The sequence below is a fragment of the Actinosynnema sp. NPDC059335 genome, from assembly GCF_042752395.1.
In the GTDB taxonomy this organism is placed as follows: domain Bacteria; phylum Actinomycetota; class Actinomycetes; order Mycobacteriales; family Pseudonocardiaceae; genus Actinosynnema.
The window spans coordinates 18,270-38,163 of the sequence record NZ_JBHYXZ010000006.1 but is presented as its reverse complement, the minus strand read 5'-3'; the positions used below and the strand labels follow the sequence as shown (position 1 = coordinate 38,163).

The 19,894-nt window shown below is 69.8% G+C and carries 19 protein-coding genes; 9 read left to right on the top strand and 10 right to left on the bottom strand.

All coding sequences use genetic code 11. The features are described from left to right. Positions 1-233 precede the first annotated feature (233 nt). From ACFXGA_RS03195 to ACFXGA_RS03175, 5 genes are all read left to right on the top strand, one after another. On the top strand, positions 234-2,906 hold the full coding sequence (locus ACFXGA_RS03195) for a glucosidase (RefSeq protein WP_378083885.1): 2,673 nt from the start codon (positions 234-236) through the stop codon (positions 2,904-2,906). 166 nt (positions 2,907-3,072) lie between these two features. Next, positions 3,073-3,891: a transporter substrate-binding domain-containing protein gene (locus ACFXGA_RS03190; RefSeq protein ID WP_378083882.1), complete on the top strand. Its 819-nt coding sequence runs from the start codon at positions 3,073-3,075 to the stop codon at positions 3,889-3,891. 75 nt (positions 3,892-3,966) lie between these two features. After that, positions 3,967-4,791 carry an amino acid ABC transporter permease gene (locus ACFXGA_RS03185; RefSeq protein ID WP_378083881.1) on the top strand — a complete coding sequence of 275 codons (825 nt, stop codon included), beginning with the start codon at positions 3,967-3,969 and terminating at the stop codon, positions 4,789-4,791. Beyond that, entirely contained in the window at positions 4,788-5,552 is a 765-nt protein-coding gene (locus tag ACFXGA_RS03180; protein WP_378083880.1) for an amino acid ABC transporter ATP-binding protein, read from the top strand. The genes ACFXGA_RS03185 and ACFXGA_RS03180 overlap by 4 nt, the downstream gene beginning before the upstream one ends. A 46-nt stretch (positions 5,553-5,598) precedes the next feature. Then, positions 5,599-7,779 (top strand): hypothetical protein, encoded by a 2,181-nt coding sequence (locus ACFXGA_RS03175; RefSeq protein ID WP_378083878.1) that lies wholly within the window; start codon positions 5,599-5,601, stop codon positions 7,777-7,779. On the opposite strand, the gene mctP is transcribed toward ACFXGA_RS03175, so the two are convergent. The 7 genes from mctP to ACFXGA_RS03140 form a co-directional block, all read right to left on the bottom strand. Continuing rightward, positions 7,712-9,502, bottom strand: a complete 1,791-nt coding sequence (gene mctP / locus ACFXGA_RS03170) for a monocarboxylate uptake permease MctP (RefSeq protein WP_378083877.1) — start codon at positions 9,500-9,502, stop codon at positions 7,712-7,714. The two genes, ACFXGA_RS03175 and mctP, sit on opposite strands and share 68 nt — an antisense overlap. Continuing rightward, positions 9,502-9,768: a DUF3311 domain-containing protein gene (locus tag ACFXGA_RS03165; RefSeq protein WP_378083874.1), complete on the bottom strand. Its 267-nt coding sequence runs from the start codon at positions 9,766-9,768 to the stop codon at positions 9,502-9,504. Before ACFXGA_RS03165 ends, mctP begins: the two co-directional genes overlap by 1 nt. Positions 9,769-9,885: 117 nt before the next feature. Continuing rightward, positions 9,886-10,587 (bottom strand): GntR family transcriptional regulator, encoded by a 702-nt coding sequence (locus tag ACFXGA_RS03160; RefSeq protein ID WP_378083872.1) that lies wholly within the window; start codon positions 10,585-10,587, stop codon positions 9,886-9,888. An 83-nt stretch (positions 10,588-10,670) separates the two neighbouring features. Continuing rightward, on the bottom strand, positions 10,671-11,486 hold the full coding sequence (locus ACFXGA_RS03155; RefSeq protein ID WP_378083869.1) for a hypothetical protein: 816 nt from the start codon (positions 11,484-11,486) through the stop codon (positions 10,671-10,673). 2 nt (positions 11,487-11,488) lie between these two features. Continuing rightward, a complete protein-coding gene (locus ACFXGA_RS03150; protein ID WP_378083867.1) occupies positions 11,489-12,601 on the bottom strand; it encodes a hypothetical protein in 1,113 nt (370 codons plus the stop codon). 23 nt (positions 12,602-12,624) lie between these two features. Further along, positions 12,625-12,948 (bottom strand): WXG100 family type VII secretion target, encoded by a 324-nt coding sequence (locus ACFXGA_RS03145; RefSeq protein WP_378083864.1) that lies wholly within the window; start codon positions 12,946-12,948, stop codon positions 12,625-12,627. Positions 12,949-12,955: 7 nt separating this feature from the next. Further along, positions 12,956-13,639: a YbaB/EbfC family nucleoid-associated protein gene (locus ACFXGA_RS03140; protein ID WP_378083862.1), complete on the bottom strand. Its 684-nt coding sequence runs from the start codon at positions 13,637-13,639 to the stop codon at positions 12,956-12,958. A gap of 167 nt (positions 13,640-13,806) precedes the next feature. Between ACFXGA_RS03140 and ACFXGA_RS03135 the strand changes: the two genes are divergently transcribed. Continuing rightward, the gene (locus ACFXGA_RS03135) at positions 13,807-14,637 is read left to right on the top strand and encodes a septum formation family protein (protein WP_378083860.1); all 831 of its coding nucleotides are present in this window, start codon (positions 13,807-13,809) and stop codon (positions 14,635-14,637) included. Between the two features lie 51 nt (positions 14,638-14,688). Here the strand turns inward: ACFXGA_RS03135 and ACFXGA_RS03130 are convergent, their stop codons facing one another. The 3 genes from ACFXGA_RS03130 to ACFXGA_RS03120 form a co-directional block, all read right to left on the bottom strand. Beyond that, entirely contained in the window at positions 14,689-15,144 is a 456-nt protein-coding gene (locus tag ACFXGA_RS03130) for a hypothetical protein (RefSeq protein WP_378083858.1), read from the bottom strand. Between the two features lie 113 nt (positions 15,145-15,257). Then, on the bottom strand, positions 15,258-17,069 hold the full coding sequence (locus ACFXGA_RS03125) for a phosphoenolpyruvate carboxykinase (GTP) (RefSeq protein WP_378083855.1): 1,812 nt from the start codon (positions 17,067-17,069) through the stop codon (positions 15,258-15,260). Positions 17,070-17,636: 567 nt separating this feature from the next. Then, on the bottom strand, positions 17,637-17,900 hold the full coding sequence (locus tag ACFXGA_RS03120) for a hypothetical protein (RefSeq protein ID WP_378083852.1): 264 nt from the start codon (positions 17,898-17,900) through the stop codon (positions 17,637-17,639). A 101-nt stretch (positions 17,901-18,001) separates the two neighbouring features. On the opposite strand from ACFXGA_RS03120, the gene ACFXGA_RS03115 reads away from it, so the two are divergent. From ACFXGA_RS03115 to ACFXGA_RS03105, 3 genes are all read left to right on the top strand, one after another. After that, a complete protein-coding gene (locus tag ACFXGA_RS03115; RefSeq protein ID WP_378083851.1) occupies positions 18,002-18,868 on the top strand; it encodes a helix-turn-helix domain-containing protein in 867 nt (288 codons plus the stop codon). Next, positions 18,865-19,047, top strand: a complete 183-nt coding sequence (locus ACFXGA_RS03110; protein ID WP_378083850.1) for a DUF397 domain-containing protein — start codon at positions 18,865-18,867, stop codon at positions 19,045-19,047. The genes ACFXGA_RS03115 and ACFXGA_RS03110 overlap by 4 nt, the downstream gene beginning before the upstream one ends. A gap of 75 nt (positions 19,048-19,122) precedes the next feature. After that, positions 19,123-19,785 carry an esterase/lipase family protein gene (locus tag ACFXGA_RS03105; protein ID WP_378083848.1) on the top strand — a complete coding sequence of 221 codons (663 nt, stop codon included), beginning with the start codon at positions 19,123-19,125 and terminating at the stop codon, positions 19,783-19,785. The last annotated feature ends 109 nt before the right edge of the window (positions 19,786-19,894 follow it).

The window sequence follows — 19,894 nt, the reverse complement described above, 5'->3', positions numbered from 1 at the left end:
GCAGCCGTCGGGCCGAACCGGGACGAACCGCGCCCGACCCCGGGGCTCCGCTACTGCGGACAGGGGATCGTCACGCCCGTCCGGGTGCTGCCGAACGGTCCGTGATCGGCCGTTCGGCAGCGCCCGGTGAGCGCCGTTCAGACCACCGGGCGAGCCTTGGCCGACACGGCGCGCAGCTGTGACCTGAACCCGTCGGTAACCGGTTTACTGAACCGATGCCGCACACTGGCCGAGTGAACGAGCACAGCGGGCAGGCCGAGCGGAGGCGGTTGGCGGAAGCCGACTCACCGACCGCACCCTGGCGTCTTTGGGGCCCCTACCTGGCCGGACGCCAGTGGGGAACGGTCCGCGAGGACTACTCGGCCGGCGGTGACGCGTGGACGTCCTTCCCTTTCGACCACGCCCGCTCGCGGGCCTACCGGTGGGGCGAGGACGGCATCGCGGGCATCTGCGACGTGCACGGGTTCCTCAACCTGGGCGTCGCGCTGTGGAACGGCCGTGACCCGATCCTCAAGGAGCGGTACTTCGGGCTCACCAACAACGAGGGCAACCACGGCGAGGACGTCAAAGAGCACTGGTGGGTGACCGACGGCACGCCGACGCACTCGTGGATGCAGGTCGTCTACCGGTACCCGCAGCGCGAGTTCCCCTACGCCGAGCTGCGCGAGATGGCCAAGCGCGCGAGCCGCACCGACCGCGAGCCGGAGCTGTCCGACACCGGCGCGCTGGACGAGAACCGCTTCTTCGACGTCCGGGTCAGCTACGCGAAGGCCCACCCCAAGGACATCTGCGTCGAGATCACCGCCACCAACCACGGCCCCGACCCGGCCCCGCTGCACCTGCTGCCCCAGTTCTGGTTCCGCAACACGTGGGCGTGGGGCCGCGACGACCGCAAGCCGGGCCTGCGCGCCTGCACCCGGGACGGCTGGCGGCGGATCACCGCCGAGCACGGCGCGCTGGGCCGCTACACGCTGCACGTCGAGGGCACGCCGACGCTGCTGGTCACCGACAACGAGACCAACGAGGTCGAGCTGTTCGGCACCGCGCGCAACCCGACCCGCTACACCAAGGACGGCATCGACCGGTACGTCGTCGGCCGCGACGCGACGGCGTGCCAGGTCATCGGCCCGGACGACACCAGCGAGCCCGGCACCAAGGTCGCCGCCTGGTACTCGTTCGACCCGGTCGAGCCGGGCGAGTCCGTCACCGTGCGGCTGCGCCTGGTCGACGGCGACGGCCACCTCGACGCGTTCGGCCCGAGCTTCCAGGACACCGTCGACCAGCGGCGGGCCGAGGCCGACGAGTTCCACCACACCGACCTCGACCCGAAGCGGGCGCTGATCGTGCGGCGGGCGCTGGCGGGCCTGATGTGGACCAAGCAGCACTACCGGCTGCGCACCGCGGAGTGGCTGGACGGCGACCCGGCGCAGCCCGCCGCGCCGAAGTCGCGCAAGAACATGCACGCCCGCAACGCGCACTGGCGGCACTTCGACGTGGCCGACGTGATCTCCATGCCGGACGAGTGGGAGTACCCCTGGTTCGCCGCGTGGGACCTCGCGTTCCACACCGTGCCGTTCGCGAAGGTCGACCCCGCGTTCGCCAAGGAGCAGCTCCTCCTGCTGTGCCGGGAGTGGCTGATGCACCCGAACGGCCAGCTCCCGGCCTACGAGTGGGAGTTCGGCGACGTCAACCCGCCGGTGCACGCGTGGGCGGCGTTGCAGGTCTACCGGTCCGAGGAGGTCAAGGACCGCAGGTTCCTGGCCAAGATCTTCCACAAGCTGCTGCTCAACTTCTCGTGGTGGGTCAACCGCAAGGACGCCGACGGCAGCTACCTGTTCGAGGGCGGCTTCCTCGGCATGGACAACATCGGCCCGGTCAACCGGTCGGAGCCGATGCTGGGCCAGTGGCGGCTGGAGCAGTCCGACGCCACGTCCTGGATGGCGGCCTACAGCCTGCACCTGATGCAGATCGCGCTGGAGCTGGCCCGCCACGACGAGTCGTACGAGGACGTGGCGACCAAGTTCGTGGAGCACTTCCTGGGCATCGCCGAGGCGTCCACGCAGTTCGGCTCCGGTGGGCGCGGCATCTGGGACGAGACCGACGGCTTCTGCTACGACGTGGTGTCGCGGCGGCTGCCGGACGGGCACATCGAGTCGCAGCCGGTGCGGGTGCGCTCGATGGTCGGCCTGATCCCGGTGCTGGCGTGCGCCGTGCTGGAGCCGTGGGTGTTCGAGGAGCTGCCCGACTTCGCCCGGCGGCTGGAGCACCTGCTGTCGAAGCGGCCGGAGCTGCAGCAGTTCCTCAGCCGCAGCGGCGGCGGCGCGCTGCTCAGCCTGCTGGACGAGCGCAAGCTGCGGCGGGTGCTGAGCCGGATGCTGGACGAGGGCGAGTTCCTCTCGCCGCACGGCATCCGCAGCCTGTCCGCGGCGCACCGCGAGGGCCTGGAGGTGCAGGTCGCGGACCAGGAGCACCGGATGGGCTACGAGCCGGGCGAGTCGCGCACGCCGATGTTCGGCGGCAACTCCAACTGGCGCGGCCCGGTGTGGTTCCCGACCAACGCGCTGCTCGTGGAGGCCCTGCGCACGGTCGAGGAGTTCCACGGCGGTCGGTTCCACGTGGAACTTCCCACCCGCAGCCAGCGGCACGTCACGGCGGGCCAGGCGGCGGACGAGCTGGTCAGGCGGCTGGTGTCGCTGTTCCTGCCCGACCACGACGGCCGCCGGCCCGCGGACGGCAAGCGGATCGAGTCCACGGATTCACCCTTGTGGCGCGAGCACGTCACCTTCAGCGAGTACTTCGACGGCGACACGGGCGAGGGACTGGGCGCGACGCACCAGACGGGGTGGACGGCGCTGGTCGCCAGCTTGTTGACGGATCGTCGTCACACGGGCGCTGAGGGTGAATGAATTGTGTGATTAACGCCAAGTGGCTGAACAATTTGCCGCCGTTCGGGCGCTATGACGCACAGATTCACGCGCACCGAAGCTCTGTAACACCCACGTGCTGTGCAGGGAGTCACCCAAGTGGCAGTATGCCGGGCACTCGACCGACACAGTTACGAGGAGTGACGCCGTGGCCCGTCGTACCAGGCACGCTGCGCTCGCCGTGTATCCCGTGCTCGCCCTGGCGCTCACGTTGACGGCCTGCGCGACCAAGGTGAACACCGGCTCGCAGGACAGCGGCTCGGGCATCACCCTGGTCCAGAGCGGCAAGCTGGTCACCTGCACCCACCTGTCCTACAAGCCCTTCCAGTTCTCCGAGGGCGACAAGACGGTCGGCTTCGACGTCGACCTGGTGGACCTGGTGGCCAAGGAATTGAACGTCACTCAGGAGATCTTCGACACCCCGTTCGAGACCATCACCTCCGGCGAGGTCTTCAACACCGGCAAGTGCGACCTCGCCGCGGCCGGCATGACCATCAAGCCGGACCGCGCGGAGGTCATCGACTTCTCCGAGCCCTACTTCGACGCCTCGCAGGCGCTGCTGGTCAAGAAGGACTCGCCGGTCAAGTCCCTCGACGACCTCAAGGGCAAGAAGATCGGCGTGCAGCTCGAGACCACGGGCGAGATCTACGCCAACGAGAACGCGGCGAAGCACGGCTACACCGTCGTCCAGTTCGAGGACCTGCCGCTGATGGAGACCGCCGTGCGCACCGGCGCGGTGGACGCGGCGATCAACGACAACGGCGTGCTGCTGGACTACGTCAAGGAGTTCCCGGACACCGCCGTGGTGGCGGAGTTCGACACGCAGGAGAAGTACGGCATCGGCATGAAGAAGGGCAACACCGCCCTGAAGGCCAAGGTCGACGAGGTCCTGAAGAAGGCCAAGGACAGCGGAGAGTACGACCGCATCTACGAGAAGTGGTTCGGCAAGAAGCCGGAGTCGAAGTAACCGGCTGACCGCGGGGCCGGTGCCGCCGAGCACCGGCCCCTCGCCTTGTCCACCCCACCCACGAGGTAACCCCACATGGCACTCTCCAAGCGACAACGGGCCAAGGCGTTCCGCGTCGGCCAGTACGTGTTGCTGGTGGTGGTCGCCGGCATCCTGGCGGTCGTCGCCGACTGGAGCGAGATCCAGCGCAGCTTCTTCAACCTCGACATCGCCGCCGAGATGTTCCCGAACGCCATCACCGTGGCGTTGAAGAACACGCTCGTCTACACGGCCCTCGGCTTCGCGTTCGGCCTCGCCCTCGGGCTGGTGCTGGCGCTCATGAAGCTGTCGCCGGTCGCGCCGTACCGGTGGCTGGCCACCATCTACATCGAGTTCTTCCGCGGCGTGCCCGCGCTGCTGGTGTTCATCGCCCTGAGCTTCGGCGTGCCGCTGGCGTTCGGGCTCCAGTTCGACATCTACTCCACCGTGATGCTGGCGCTGGGCATCGTCGGGGCCGCGTACATGGCCGAGACGATCCGCGCGGGCATCCAGGCGGTGCCGAAGGGCCAGATCGAGGCGGCCCGGTCGCTGGGCATGTCGCAGGGGCGCACGCTGCTCACGGTGGTGATCCCGCAGGCGTTCCGGATCATCCTGCCGCCGCTGACCAACGAGCTGATCCTGCTCACCAAGGACTCGTCGCTGATCTACATCATCGGCCTGGCCCGCGACCAGTACGAGCTGACGAAGTTCGGCCGGGAGACGCTGAGCCGGTCGCCGTCGCTGACCCCGATCCTGGTGGTCGGCCTGTGCTACCTGCTGATCACGCTGCCGCTGGGCCACCTGTCGCGGTACCTGGAGCGGCGCACGGGTGGCAAGAAGGTCAGCACGCCGGAATCGACGGGGTTGGGGGTGTCCGCGTGACCGAGCCCGCGGTCGAGATCACCGGGTTGAAGAAGTCGTTCGGCTCCCTGGACGTGCTCAAGGGCATCGACGTCCGGGTGGACCGCGGTGACGTCGTGTGCATCATCGGGCCGTCCGGCTCGGGCAAGTCCACGCTGCTGCGCTGCGTGAACCTGCTGGAGGAGCCGACCGGCGGGAAGATCGTGGTCAACAGGGTCGAGCTGACCGACCCGGACGTGGACATCGACGCCGCGCGCACGAAGATCGGCATGGTGTTCCAGTCGTTCAACCTGTTCTCGCACCTCAGCGTGCTGAACAACCTCACGGTGGCGCAGCGCAAGGTGCTCAAGCGGGACGCGAAGCAGGCCCAGGAGGTCGCGCTGCGCAACCTGGAGCGGGTGGGGCTGTCGGACAAGGTCAACGCCATGCCCGCGCAGCTCTCCGGCGGCCAGCAGCAGCGCGTGGCGATCGCGCGGGCGCTGTCGATGGACCCGGACGTGATGCTGTTCGACGAGCCGACCTCGGCGCTGGACCCGGAGCTGGTGGGCGACGTGCTCGGGGTGATGCGCCAGCTGGCCGACGAGGGCATGACGATGCTCGTGGTGACCCACGAGATGCAGTTCGCCCGCGAGGTGGCCGACCGGGTGCTGTTCATGGACGGCGGGTACGTCGTCGAGGAGGGCCCGGCCGAGCAGGTCATCGGCGCGCCGCGGCACGAGCGGACGCAGTCGTTCCTGGCCCGCGTGCTCGACCCGACCCACCAGGGGCCGCGCGGCGCGTGAGCCGAACCCGCCCCGGCGGTCCGGGGCGGGTTCTATTGTCGATCGCATGAGCGATGCGGGGGCGCGGGGGCTGGACGTGTTCGACCCCAGCCCGCCGCGCTCCGCCCGGATGGCCGCGGCCGAGGTGCTGCGCGGCGTGGGCGAGGCGGACGGGACCTGGCGGTTACCGAGGCGGCGGGCCGGCATGCCGCCGGTGGTGCGGGTGGCGGACCGGTTCCTGACCGGGGTGCTCGACCTGCGGGCGGTGGAGTTCCCCTACCTGCTGGAGTTCGTGCGCTGCCGGTTCGAGGAGCCGCCGGACCTGCGGCAGGGCAAGCTCGCCGGGATCGAGTTCGCCGACTGCCGGCTGCCCGGCCTGTCGGCGCGCAACCTGAGCTGCGCCAACGAGGTGTCGCTGGCGGGCAGCACGGTCGAGGGCCTGGTGGACCTGGTCGACGCGGACGTGGCCGGGTCCCTGTCGTTGCGCGACAGCGTGCTGCGGGCGCCGGACGGGATCGCGTTCCACGCCGACCGGATGAAGCTGGCGGGCGGGTTGCTGGCGCAGCGGGTGCGGGTGTCCGGCGAGCTGCGGATGGCCGGCGCGCACGTCGGCGGGTACTGCAACTTCAGCGGCGGCCTGCTGGCGAACCCGCGCGGCCACTCGGTCAACGGCACCGGGCTGCACGTCGGCGGCAACTTCCTGATGAACGGCTGCACGCTGCACGGCACCGTGCTGCTGGCGGGCGCGCGGGTCGAGTCGGCGTTGACGCTGCGCGGCGCGACCGCAGCCGACGGGCGCGCGGACGACGACGCGCTGGACCCGCACTCCGACCCGAACGCCACGCTCGTGTTCGACCGCATCACGGTGGACGGCGACGTGCAGCTCGACCGGGGCTTCACCAGCGCGGGCGCGGTGCGCATGGTCAACGCCGCGCTCGGCGGCACGCTGTCGCTGTCCGGCGGCTCGTTCGACGCGCTGGGCGGGACCGACGGCGAGCCCACCGGCTACGGCCGCGCGCTGGCCACCGACACCGCCGAGCCGACCGGGTACGGGCGGGCCCTGCACCTGGACGGCACGACCGTCGGCGGCGACATCATCGGCCGCCAGGCGACCGTGCGCGGCCAGTTCCGCATGGTCGACCTCCAGGCCAGGGGCAGCCTCATCCTCGACGGGTCCACGCTGGAGAACCCGCGGGCGGACGCCGTGCTGGGCAACCGGTCGCGCATCGGCAGCAACTTCGCCGCCCGCGAGGTGGAGGTGACCGGCGGGCTGGAGCTGCGGGGCGTGCAGGTGGGCGCGAACCTGGACCTGCGCGGCAGCCGCATCACCCGACCCGGCCGGTACCGGCACCAGCCCGCGGGCAAGCCGTCGCTGGACGTCGGCGGCGCGGTCGTCGGGCGCGACCTGATCTGCGCCCGCGGCGCGAAGGAGTTCGTCGCGCACGGCGGCGTGCGGGCGCGGCGGGCGCAGGTGGGCCGGATCGCCACGTTCGCGGGCGCGGTGCTCGGCGACAAGCTGGACGCCCACCCGTTGAACCTGCTCGGCCTGCAGGTGCCGGAGCTGGAGCTGACCCCGATCAGCCCGCCGCGCGGCGACGTGACGCTGCGGCAGGTGCGGTGCACCGTGCTGGACGACAACGAGCACTTCTGGGCCGCGACCGGGCGGATCGACCTGGAGGAGTTCCGCTACGACTCGCTGCGGCACCCGATCGACCTGCGGGACGACGCCGAGGTCGAGCGGCGGCTGCGCTGGCTGCGGCAGGCGATGCGGCGCACGTACCGGCCGGGCCCGTACGACCAGTTCGCCGAGATGCTGCGGGCGGGCGGCAACGACGAGCACGCGGCCACCGTGCTGGTGGAGAAGCAGCGGCTGCGGTACCGGGCGGTCGCGGAGGGCAGGCGGTGGCTGCGGTCGCCGGTGCTGCTGTGGAGCTGGCTGCAACGCGCGATGGTGGGCTACGGCTACCGCCCGGCGCGCGCGTTGGCGTGGCTGGTGGTGACGTGGCTGCTGGGCAGCGTCTACTTCGCGACCGGGCCGAGGCTGGAGGAGATCAACCAGGACGACCACCTGTCGTGGAACCCGTGGCTGTTCACCATCGACCTGGTCGTGCCGATCGTCGACTTCGGCAACAAGAACCGGTGGAACACGCCGGACGAGGCGCAGTGGATCGCGTCCGGGCTCATCGTGATGGGGTGGGTGCTCGCGACCACGGTCGCGGCCGGCCTGACCCGGATGCTGAAGCGGTGACCTCGCCTGCGCGCGTGGGCCGGAACGACGCGAGTCCCGGCCGGGGGGGGGGCGGGGGGGTCGGGGGGGGTACGCGGCGGGGCGGCGAGTGCCCGGCCGCGAGCGGGGTGGGCCCGGGGGGGTGCGCCGGGACGCGGTAGTCGTCGGCCTGCGTCTCGTCGGTGCCGTTGAACACCCGGGCCCGCTTCGCGATCAGCGTCACGATGACGGCGACCAGCAGGTTCGCCACGACCGCGACCGCGCCCACGTAGATCTGCACCGCGGAGCCCGCGAACGGGTGCCAGCCGAACAGCGACAGCTTGTCCAGCGGCAGCGCGGACCCGGCGAAGTGCGCCTTGCCGATGGCCGGGTTGCCGATGTTGTAGAGCAGCCACATGCCGTAGCCCATGCCGACGACCCAGCCCGCGATGAGGCCCCACAGGTGGAACCACCGCGTGTAGAGCGCGATCGCCACGGCGGGCAGCGTCTGCAGGATCATCACGCCGCCGATGAGCTGGAGGTCGATCGAGAACTGCGGGTCGATGAACACGATGAACGCGACCGCGCCGAACTTGACCACCAGCGACGCCAGCTTGGCCTGCTTCGCCTCCTGGGCGGGCGTGGCGTCCTTCTTCAGGTACTCCTTGTAGATGTTGCGCGTCCACAGGTTCGCCGCCGCGATCGACATGATCGCCGCGGGCACCAGCGCGCCGATCGCGATGGCCGCGAACGCCACGCCCGCGAACCAGCTCGGGAACTCCTGGCCGAACAGCACCGGGATGATCGTGTTGGTGTCGGGGCGGCCGGTGGCCTGGTTGGTGATCGGCTTGGCCCCCGCGCTGATGGCGACGAAGCCCAGCATGGCCAGCAGGCCGAGCAGCAGCGAGTACGCGGGCAGCGCGACCATGTTCCGCTTGATCACGTTCCGGCCGCGCGAGGCGAGGATGCCGGTCAGCGAGTGCGGGTACAGGAACAGCGCCAGCGCCGAGCCCAGCGCCAGGGTGGCGTACTGGAGCTGGTTGTTGCCGGTCAGGAGGATGCCGTCGGCCTTGTTCTCGGTGGCCGCGAACTTCGCCTGCGCGCTGTCGAAGATCGCGCCCCAGCCGCCGAACTTCGACGGCAGGTAGATCACCGCGACCAGGATCACGATGTAGATCAGCGTGTCCTTGACGAACGCGATCAGCGCGGGCGCGCGCAGGCCCGACTGGTAGGTGTAGAGCGCCAGGATCACGAACGCGATGAACAGCGGCAGGTGGCCGAGGATGCCGGAGCCGTTGAGGCCCATCGTGCGCAGCACGGCCTCCAGGCCGACGAGCTGCAACGCGATGTACGGCATGGTGGCGACGATGCCGGTGATGGCGATGATCAGGGCCAGCCAGTGGGAGCCGTAGCGGCCGCGGACGAAGTCCGCCGGCGTCACGTACCCGTGCACGCGGGACACCGACCACATGCGGACCAGCGGCAGGAACACGATCGGGTACAACACGACCGTGTAAGGCAGCGCGTAGAAGCCCAGCGCGCCGGCGCCGAACACCAGCGCGGGCACGGCCACGAACGTGTAGGCGGTGTAGAGGTCACCGCCGACCAGGAACCAGGTGATCCAGGAGCCGAACTTCCGGCCGCCCAGGCCCCACTCGTCCAAGTGGTCGAGGGTGCTGCCGGCCTTCCACTTCGCCGCGACGAAACCCAGCACGGTGACCAGCAGGAACAGCGCGCTGAACACCACCAACTCGGTCCACTGCATTACTTGGCCCCCTCGTCCAGGTCGTCCACGCCGAGCAGGTCCGGCTTGCCCTTGACGACGGGTTGGTCCTTGGTCTTCACGTACACCAGGCCCACGCTGAGCACGCCGACCGGCACCCACGCGAACTGGTACCAGTAGAAGAACGGCAGCCCCAGCACCCTCGGCTCATCGGAGTTGAACCAGGGCGTGACGAGCATGAAGAGCGGAACCAGCAGCAGCAGGTTCCAGTTGCTCCAGCGGAGGCTCGATTTTCGAGCAGACGACATGTGCCCCTCCGTACGGCGGCCTGGTAACGCGGTGTCGCGCATGTTAGGCCGGAGGTTGGACAGCCGTCACCATGTCAGGTGGGTTACCGACGCATGACGTAGCTGGATCGTGACCAATTACCCCTTCGCCCGCAGGCCGGTGACCAAGTGGTCCTCCGCGCGGTCGAAATAGGTCAGCAAGGACTCTTCGGCCTGCCGAACCTCGCCCGCGTCCAGACGCGTCACGATCGCCTCGTTCAGCGGCAGGTAGTCGCGGTGGAACTCCTCGGGGTCGCCCATCACGTGGAACGCCAGCCGCACCTCGGCGAGCAGCCGCGCCATCTCCTCGTCCAGGCGGGCGCTGCCGGCCAGCGCGGTGAGGGCCTGGTGGAACCTGACGTTCGCGGTGCCCACGCCGGTCCAGTCGCCGCGCTCGCGGCAGGCCAGGCCGAGGGCGACGGCGTCGCGGACGGCCTGCTTCGCCGCGTCGGCGGCGTGCGGCCACCGCCGGACCGCGCCGCACTCGATGACCCGGCGGGCGGCGTAGATGTCCACGATGTCGGCCACGTCCGGGCGGCGGACGAACACGCCCTTGCTGTACTCGTGCACCAGCAGCCGCTCGTGGGTGAGCAGGCGGAACGCCTCGCGCAGGGTGTTGCGCGAGATCCGGAGGGCGTCGCCGAGGGCCTTCTCGTTGAGCTGCCGGCCGGGTGCGATGTCGCCTTCGAGCACGCCGGCGCGCAGCTTGTCCGCCACGCGCTCGGCGGTGCTGGAGCGGTCGAGGTCGCCGCGTTCCTTCGCGAGGGCGGCCAGCCAGCCGTCCGCCTGGCCCGTGGTCATGGTGCAGGAGTCTACGACCTGCGACAGGAATGAAGTATTGAAGGATTGTTGAACGATCCTCGCCCCGGTTGAGGCCGGCGAAGTCAGCGTGGCGGGGAACCGGGCGTCACCCCCATCCGGTCGAGCAACCCGAGCATCGCGTCGACCCTTGCCAGGATCCGGTCGGGGTCGATCCGTTGCGGCGTGGTGGTGTAGACGAGCCCTGCCTCGAACGTCAGCATCAGGGGCATCGCGGCGGTGACGGGGTGGTCGCCCGCCTGCCCGAGCAGCCACTCGACGACCTGCGGGTTGAACGCCCGTGCCGCGGCGATCGGGTCGGTCGTGAACAGGACGAAGTCACGGTCCAGCGATTCGGGCAACCGGGCTTGGAGCCACTGCCGCTGCTCCCGCGCCACCGTCACCGGCGCTTCGCGGACCGGTGTGCCGCCCTGGGCGAGGATGTGGTCCGGTGCCAGCTTCCGGCCGTGCAAGCCCACGTGGATCCGCCGACTGATCTTCATCGGCACCAGGGTCGAGGTGGCCACTTCGATCCGGTACTCGTGGATCGTGGCCGAGCTGCTCGAGTTGGCCTTCTCCATCGATGCCTCGCTGACCCGCACCGACCAGCGACCCCGCCGGAAGTCCAGCGCGGTGTCGAAGCGGGGAGGTCGCACCGTACCCACCCGGCCGACGAAGCCTTCGGTGTGGCTCTTCATCGGTGGCAGGAGTTGGCTCGACCACGCGACGGCTTCGGCAGGACCGACCACCCGACCGCCGAGGCTGCCGGCGAACGCCGCCAGCGCCTCGCCGTGCCCGCGCTCTTCCTTCCGGTTGCTGCGCCGGTTCCACCAGTACCCCAGGCCGAACAGGGCAGCGGCGATCAAGAAGAGCGGAGCGAACTCCCAGTAGATGTCGTCCATGATCAGATGTCCAGGTACCCCTCGGTCTGCTGCTTGGACTGGTCGGTACCGGTGCCGTCGTACTGGTCCGCCTTCTGCCGGGCGGCCTCGTTCCGCAAGGGCTTGTCGACACCGGCGTTCGCGCCGGTGCCGATCCCGAGCTGCGATGCCGTCGCATCACTGAGCGCGGTCTTCATGGACTTTCCGAACCCGGTCTGAAGCCGTTGGCCGAGCATGCCGTCCTTGGCCCACAACTTGTCCAGCATCGACTTGTCGGTGATGCCGTTCGCCTCGAAGCTCTTGGCCTGCTTGTTGGCCATGGAGCGCTGGAAGGCGGCCTTCACGTTCCCGGCCCGCTTGGCCAGGTTGCGCAAGAAGTCGAGGATCTTGGTCAGGAACTGCTTGAGCCTCGCCACGATCCGCGCGACCCGGCTGCCGGTGGTGGCGACCCGCACACCGGTCGCGGCCCCCGCGGCGGCGGTCGACGCGCCGAAACTGGGCACAGCGGCGGCCAGGGCGGGGATCCAGATCATGATCAGCCAGGTGATCAGCTCGGTGAGGATCGCCTTGATGAAGTCCTCGACGATCGTCATGATCATGCTGGAGATCTGGAGCAGCTGCGCCAGCTCACCGGCCTGACCGGCCACGCCGTCGATGCCGTTGGCGAACTCGCCCAGCTTCGTGCCGGCCGCGTCCGCCGCCTTGCCTCCCCAGTTCTGCACCGACTTCGCCAGGTCGTCGTCGAACTTCTGCCGCAGCTGGGCCACGCCCTTGCCGATGGCGTTGAAGTTCTCCGCCGCCTGGGCCAGCGCGGGACCGTCGCCGCTGACGAAGTGGATCGCGTCCTCCAGCGGCTGCACCACGCTGATCAGGAAGTTCAACCCTTGCCCGACCAGCCAACCGATCGGGTCGGTGGCGATGCCGTACGCGGACGTGCCGAGCGACCCGATCAACCCCATGCCTTCGGAGGCCAGCCCGGTGATCTCCGCGCCACCGTTCTCGGTGGCCTTGCCCCAAGCGTCCTTCGTCTTGAGGTAGTTGCCGTAGAAGGGGGCGGCTTCCGCCATCTTCTGGCTGGTGTCCTTCTCGCCGACGGTGATCGACACCCCGCCGGCCTCGGTCTTCACTTCGGCCATTGCTTCGAATCCCCCCGATGCCCCTACTTGCCGTCCAGCTCGACCTGAAGGCCGTTGAGCAGCTGCTTGACCGCTTCTTCCTGTTCCTCGTAGTCCTCGGCCGCACCGTTGAACTTGTCCGCGCCCGACTGGAGGCCGTCCTGGAGGGCTTGGAACACGTCGTTGAGGTCGGCGAGCATCTCCGTGTACTTGTCCTTCACGAACAGGCCCACGACTCCCCACGACTTGTCGGACACGTCGGCCTTGGCCACCAGGCCCGCGATCTCGGCCGCCGTGGCGCGGTGGCCGCCCAGCTTGGTCGCGAAGTCCCGCAACTGGCCGGGATTGACGTCGAATCCGCCGCTCATGGGGCGATCACCGGTCCTCGTCGTCGAAGAGGTTCAGGAAGCGGCCGTCCTGGTTCCGCGTCGGACCGGACGGCGGTGGGGCGGGGCGGTCGTCGTCGCGGAGGAAGCGGCGCTGCGAGAAGTCGTCGGGCTCCTCGGCCGGTTCGGGCCGGCGCGGCGGTGCCGGGCGGGGCGGCGGGGGCGGCGGCACGCGGTTCGGGGTGGGAGGCGGAGCCATCGGTCGCGGCGGCGTCGGTGGCGGCGGGGTCATCGACGGCGGGGCGGGTGGCGGAGGGTTCCGGTCGGACTGCTCGGTCATGGCGCGCAGTTCCTGCGGTGTGACGCCGAACAGCTGGGCCTGGGTCTCCAGCACCTGGTCGGTGAGGTGCAGGTCGTCGCCGAGCGCGTGCTCCACGATCCCCGCCTGGCGGCGCGCGGCCTCGGCGACGGCCTGGCGCAGCGTGCCCATGAGGGCGGCGGCCAGCGCGTGCGGCGGTCGGCGCACGGCCTGGTCGGTCAGCCGGATGTCCTTGATCGATCCGGACGGGCCGGCGACGACGGTCACCGCGCCGTCGGGCGACGTGGCCACCGCCTCCATCGTGGCGAGTTCCTGCTGCATCCGCCCGATCCCGTCGACCTGCCGGTCGACCCGGTGCAGCCTGGCCTGGAACTGGTCGAACTGGGCGACGAGCTGGTCGAACTCGGCCGACACGCGAGACCTCCGACGGCATCCCCTCGAACCCCGGCGGCGAGGTCCGCCGTGGAGCGGCACTCATGGTGGCAAGGCGGTTGCCCAGCGTGTGCGCGATTGGGAGAAATGAGCCGTACGTCCCACGAGCGGCGGGAGGGGGATGCGTCGGGGTCAGTAACCTGGCCGCCGTGAAGGGCTGGCGGGCGGTGGGGGCGGTACTGGCCGTGGTGTCGCTGGCCGCCTGCACGGCCCCGGTCGCCGGGATGCCCGACGCCGAGGTCGTCCGGCCCTCCCTCACCCCGGCGGTGGACCAGTTGCCCAAGGTCGGCCAGTGCACCGACACCGGTCTGGAGGTCCTGGACTGCGCCGCGGCGCACGAGGCCGAGGTGACCGAGGTCGGCCGGCTGGACGGGTTGGGCGAGGCGTACCCGAACGACCGCGACCTGCGCCGGGCCGTGCTGCCCGCGTGCCGGGCCGCGCTCACCGCGTACCTCGGCAGCGCCGACCACGACGCCACCCGCCTCCAGGCCCACGCGCTGTGGCCGAGCCGGGACGGCTGGGCGAAGGGCGACCGCTGGCGCCTGTGCACGGTGGTGGAGCTGAAGCCGGACGGCAGCCGGGCGCGGCGCGAGGGCTCCGCCAAGGACCTGCTCAAGGCGGCCGGGTTCGGCACCGTGCAGCTGTGCGCGACGGCGTCGCCGGGCGAGGCGAAGGACGCGGGGATCACCACCTGCGACCAGCCGCACAAGGCGGAGGCCGTGCCGGGGGTGTTGGCGCTCGGTGACCACCGGGAGCCCGCGCCGTCGCTGGAGCAGGTGAACGCCAAGGCAGCCGAGCACTGCGCGCGAGCCGTCACGAACTACGTCGGCGCGGCGCGCGAGGACGTCTTCGCGTCGTGGCGGGCGTTCGGCAGCCAGGCGTGGTCCGAGGGCTACACGTCGGCGGTCTGCTACGCCGAGGCGGTCCGGCCGTTCACGGGGCGGCTGTGGGGCCTGGGGAAGAACCCGCTCCCCGGCTGATCCACACCGACCCACAGGCTGTGCACAGCTTCATCCACACCCTGTGGACAACTAGCGCCGCCGCCACGCCAGCACCACCAGCAACACGCCCACCAAGATCGGGCCGCCACCCTCGAACACGCGCCTGAACACGGGCAAGAACGGAGGGGTACCCAGTTCGAACAGCACCGAACCCGTCAACGCGGCGACCCCGACCGTCAGTGGAGCGGCTGGGGACAGCTTCCCCAGCGACACCAAGCCCACCAGCAGTCCCGCAAGTCCCAATGCCACCAGCCCGCGCCACCGCACCTCGTCGAACTGGTCCAGCGCGTAGCCCCACGCGAGCGCCCCGAGGCAGGCGGCGAACGCCCCGAGCACGAAGCCGGCCACGTGCCACCACGCCGACACCCGCGGCCGGGCGGGCGGCCCGACCGGGTGGCGCCGCACGACTCCCGGGCTCGGCCCGCCCTCCGCCTCCGGCACCCGGTCGAAGTGCAGTCCGCCCAGGAAATCGTCCCGCTGGGTCACTCCTCCTTGGTACCTCCGGACGAACCGGAAATCACGGTGGGTGATCAAAAAGAGACCCGGTGGACGCCGTTGGCCACCGGGTCTCACGCCGGGAACGTCTCGGGGGTGCGGGCTCAGCCGAGGCGGAGCTTCAGCGCCTCCAGCTCGTCGCGCAGCGAGGTCGGCACCTTGTCGCCGATCTTGGCGAACCACTCCTCGATCATCGGGATCTCGGCCCGCCACTCGTCGGCGTCGAACGCGAGCGCCGCCTCGACGTCCTCGCGCGGCGCGTCGAGGCCCTCCAGGTCCAGCTCGGCCGCGGTCGGGACGTGGCCGATCGGCGTCTCCACCGCGGCGGCTTTGCCCTCGATGCGCTCGACGGCCCACTTCAGCACGCGCGAGTTCTCGCCGAACCCGGGCCACAGGAACCGCTTGTCCTCGCCCCGGCGGAACCAGTTCACGTAGAAGATCTTGGGCAGCTTGTCCGCGTCGGCCGACTTGCCGGTGTCGATCCAGTGCTGGAAGTAGTCGCCGGCGTGGTAGCCGATGAACGGCAGCATCGCCATCGGGTCGCGGCGCACGACGCCGGTCTTGCCGACGGCCGCGGCGGTCGTCTCGCTGGACAGCGTCGCGCCCATGAACACGCCGTGCTGCCAGTCGCGCGACTCGGTGATCAGCGGGATCGTGGTGGCGCGCCGGCCGCCGAAGAAGATCGCCGAGATCGGCACGCCCTTCGGGTCCTCCCACTCGGGGGCCTTGATGTCGCACTGGGCGATCGGCGTGCAGTAGCGGGAGTTCGGGTGCGACGACAGCTCCTCGCTGTCGGGCGTCCAGTCCTGCTTCTTCCACGAGGTGAGGTGCGCGGGCGGCTCGCCCATGCCCTCCCACCACACGTCGCCGTCGTCGGTCAGCGCGACGTTGGTGAACAGCGAGTTCCCCTTCTCGATGGTGCGCATCGCGTTGGGGTTGGTGTGGTAGTCGGTGCCGGGGGCGACGCCGAAGAAGCCGTTCTCCGGGTTCACCGCGTACAGCCGGCCGTCGTCGCCGAACCGCATCCACGCGATGTCGTCGCCCAGGGTCTCGACCTTCCAGCCGGGGATGGTCGGCTCCAGCATGGCGAGGTTGGTCTTGCCGCAGGCGCTGGGGAACGCGGCCGCGATGTAGTAGGCCTTCTGCTCGGGCGAGGTGAGCTTGAGGATCAGCATGTGCTCGGCGAGCCAGCCCTCGTCGCGCGCCATCACCGAGGCGATGCGCAGCGAGTAGCACTTCTTGCCGAGCAGCGCGTTGCCGCCGTAACCGGAGCCGAACGACCAGATCATCCGCTCCTCGGGGAACTGCGTGATGTACTTCGTCTCGTTGCACGGCCACGGCACGTCGGCCTGGCCCGGCTCCAGCGGCGCGCCGATCGAGTGCAACGCCTGGACGAAGTCGGCGTCCTCGCCGAATCGCGCCAACGCCTTCGTGCCCATGCGGGTCATGATGTGCATCGAGACCACGACGTACTCGGAGTCGGTGATCTCCACGCCCAGCATCGGCTTCTCGGCGTCGAGCGGGCCCATGCAGAAGGGGATGACGTACATCGTCCGACCGCGCATGCACCCGCGGTACAGCTCGGTCATGATCCCCTTCATCTCGGCGGGATCCATCCAGTTGTTCGTCGGGCCCGCGTCCTGCGGATCCACCGAACAGATGAAGGTGCGCTCCTCGACCCGCGCCACGTCGGTCGGATCCGAGGCCGCCCAGAACGAGTTGGGTTTCTTCTTCAGCGGAACGAAGGTGCCGGCGTCCACGAGTTTGGCAGTCAGCCGGTTCCACTCGTCCTGCGAGCCGTCCGCCCACACCACTTCGTCGGGGCAGGTCAGCTCGGCGACCTCACGCACCCAGGACAGCAGGCGAGCGTGGTCGGTGGGTGCCTGGTCGAGACCGGGAATGGTCACTGCCGTCATCTCGTCTCGTCTCCTAGCTGAGCGCCAGCCCACGGTGGACGCCGTTGTCCCGGTGGGACGTCCTCTGCGAATGGCTCCGCCCGCCCCGTGGAGGGCGTGCCGTTTAAGGGATAGACGGAGGTTAGCCGGGTTAATCCCGGGTAACGCACATCCGACCTGTCGCCTGCCTCACAAAACCGATTCTGGAATCGATTCAGCACCCGATCACCACAAATCCGGGTGTGACCTGGGCTTTAGTCGGTGGAATGCAAGGGGTGACCGGTGCGTCGATCGCCACACGTTCAAGTGACTGAACCAGGGTGACGGTGGGAGCGCTCTCATGACGTGACGCAAAAATTGCCGCGTCAAAATGACCGGATTTCTCAACCGTTTCAGGAACGGGCGCGCCGGCGTTCCCGGCAGCGCGCTCCACGACTCTTCCGCCTGTGCCACAAGGGATTCGGCGAACGCGGCCGGGTGCTCCAGTGTCGACGGCCAGCATGTGGATCCCGCCGTTCCGACCCGGCCGCATACGGCCCGGCCGGGTCGACCACCCACACGGCTGTCGCGTCGTCCCGGCGCACGACGTCACCGCGACAGGGGCAGGACCTCCGCACCGGGGTTCGCGGTCAGGTCCGCCTCGGCGCGGGCGATGGCCGCGTCGAGGGCCGCCCGGAAGTCCGCGATCGAGGTGTCTTCGAGCTGGAAGCAGAACTCGTCGCCAGGGCCGAGGAGTTCCAGGACGCCGTTGTTCACGTTGATCGTGCACACGGCCGCTTCACCCTGGTCGTCCTGGCACCGGAGCAACCACTCCCGCCGCTCCCGGTCCTTGCGGATCACCCTCTGCGCCATACCGCTCCTCCTAGCTGGTTGTATGTCACCGGACACCCCGAGTAACCCCTATAGATTAGGGTTCCGATAGCCCGTTAGCGATAACCCGATGGAGTGGACACATGGCGCTGGCGCGGCAGACCATCGAGCGCCTCCAACTGGGGCTTGCCCTCACGCGGCTGCGCACCCAGGCGAAGAGGTCCCAGGGCGAGGCCGGCGCGGCGATCGGCCGCACCGCGGGCAGGATCAGCCAGGTCGAGAACGGCAAGGGCGGGCTCGGCGTCGACGAGCTGACCAAGCTCCTCGACCTCTACGGCGCGCAGGGCCGGGAGCGCGAGACCATCCTCGCCCTCGGTGCCGCTGCCAGGCGACGAGCGCCACGCCGGGGATATGTCGACAACCTGCCGGAGCCCTTCCAGCGCTTGGCCGAGTTGCAGGCTGCGGCCACCGGGATCCGCTGGTACGAGTGCGGGGTGATTCCGGGCCTGGTCCAGTCCAAGGACTACGTCCGGGCGATCATGGCGTTGTCCAACTCGATCTACTGGCCCGATTCGGAGACGGAGACCGCCGAGCGCACCGCGTTCCGCCTCGACCACCAGCGCCGGGTGTTCGAGACCGGTGCCCCGAAGCGGATCGAGATCGTCTTCACCGAGGACTCGCTGGACCACGTGATCGGTGACGGGTCGGTGATGCGCGGGCAGGTTCTGCACCTGCTCCAACTCCTGGAGAGCTATCCCGACCTCGACATCGGTGTGGTGCCGGCGGGCACCGCGGACAACCCGGCGTTGGGCGGCGGCTTGGTGGTCCTCGACTTCGCCCAGTCCACACCGGTGAGCTTCGCGACCAGCCTGCACGGTCCCGCGCCCTACTACGATCAACCCGAGGACGTCGAGCCGATGCAGCGGATCTTCGACCGGGTCAGGGAACTGGCGCTGAGCCGGGCGGACACCCGGGCGCTGCTGATCGAGCGGATCAAGGAGGGCACGTGACCGCGCGCGACACGGGGTGGGTCAAGAGCAGTCGCAGTTCCGGCGGCAGCAATGCGTGCGTCGAAGTGCGGTTCCGCGAAGCGACGGTGGGCGTTCGGGATTCGAAGAACGCCGACGGGCCCGCCCTGAATGTCCGGAAGGGCGCTTGGCGGGCGTTCCTGCTCTCGCTCGACAAGTGATTACACCGATGTCGGGCGGTCGATAACGCGTCAAGCTCCTCCGCAGAGGATTTCCCCTGCACCGGAGGTGACCACGTGCGTCGAGTCATCGGAGTCTTGGCGGCACTCGGTTTGGCCCTGCTCGCGCCCGTCCCCGCGGCGAACGCCGCGACCAGCACCCCAGTCGTCTTCGTCCACGGCTACACCGGCAGCGCGTCGAACTGGGTCACGGCCCAGTCGGTGTTCCGCGCCGCCGGGTGGTCGAGCAGCCGGTTGTTCGCCTACGAGTACAACTCCTACGGCGACAACGTCGCCAACGCCCGCGGCCTGGCCACGTTCGTGGAGCGGGTGAAGTCGCAGACCGGCCAGTCGAAGGTGGCGATCGTCAACCACTCCATGGGCGGCCTGGTCAGCCAGTACTACCTGAAGGTCCTGGGCGGCAACACCAGCGTCAGCCACCTCGCGTCGATCGCGGGTGCGAACCACGGCACCACGGCGGCCGGGGCGTGCCTGGTCTTCGTCACGTGCCAGCAGATGTTTCCCGGCTCGTCGTTCATCGCCCAGATCAGCAGCGGCGACGAGACGCCCGGCAGCACGCGTTACGCGACGTGGTACTCGCCGTGCGACGGGGTGATCCTGCCCTACACGAGCACGCCGCTGAGCGGGGCGACGAACAACTACGTGCTGTGCCAGACGCACCTCGGCTTCCTGGCCGACACGCTCGTGCTGTCCGACATCGCGAGCTTCGTCAGGTCGTGACCGCCGGGGCCGGGGGGCGCCCCCCCCCGGGGGGGGCGCCCGGGGGGCGGGGGGGGTGGGGGGGGTGCCACCGTATGGTATTAAAAAAAAAACACGGCGCCCCATATTT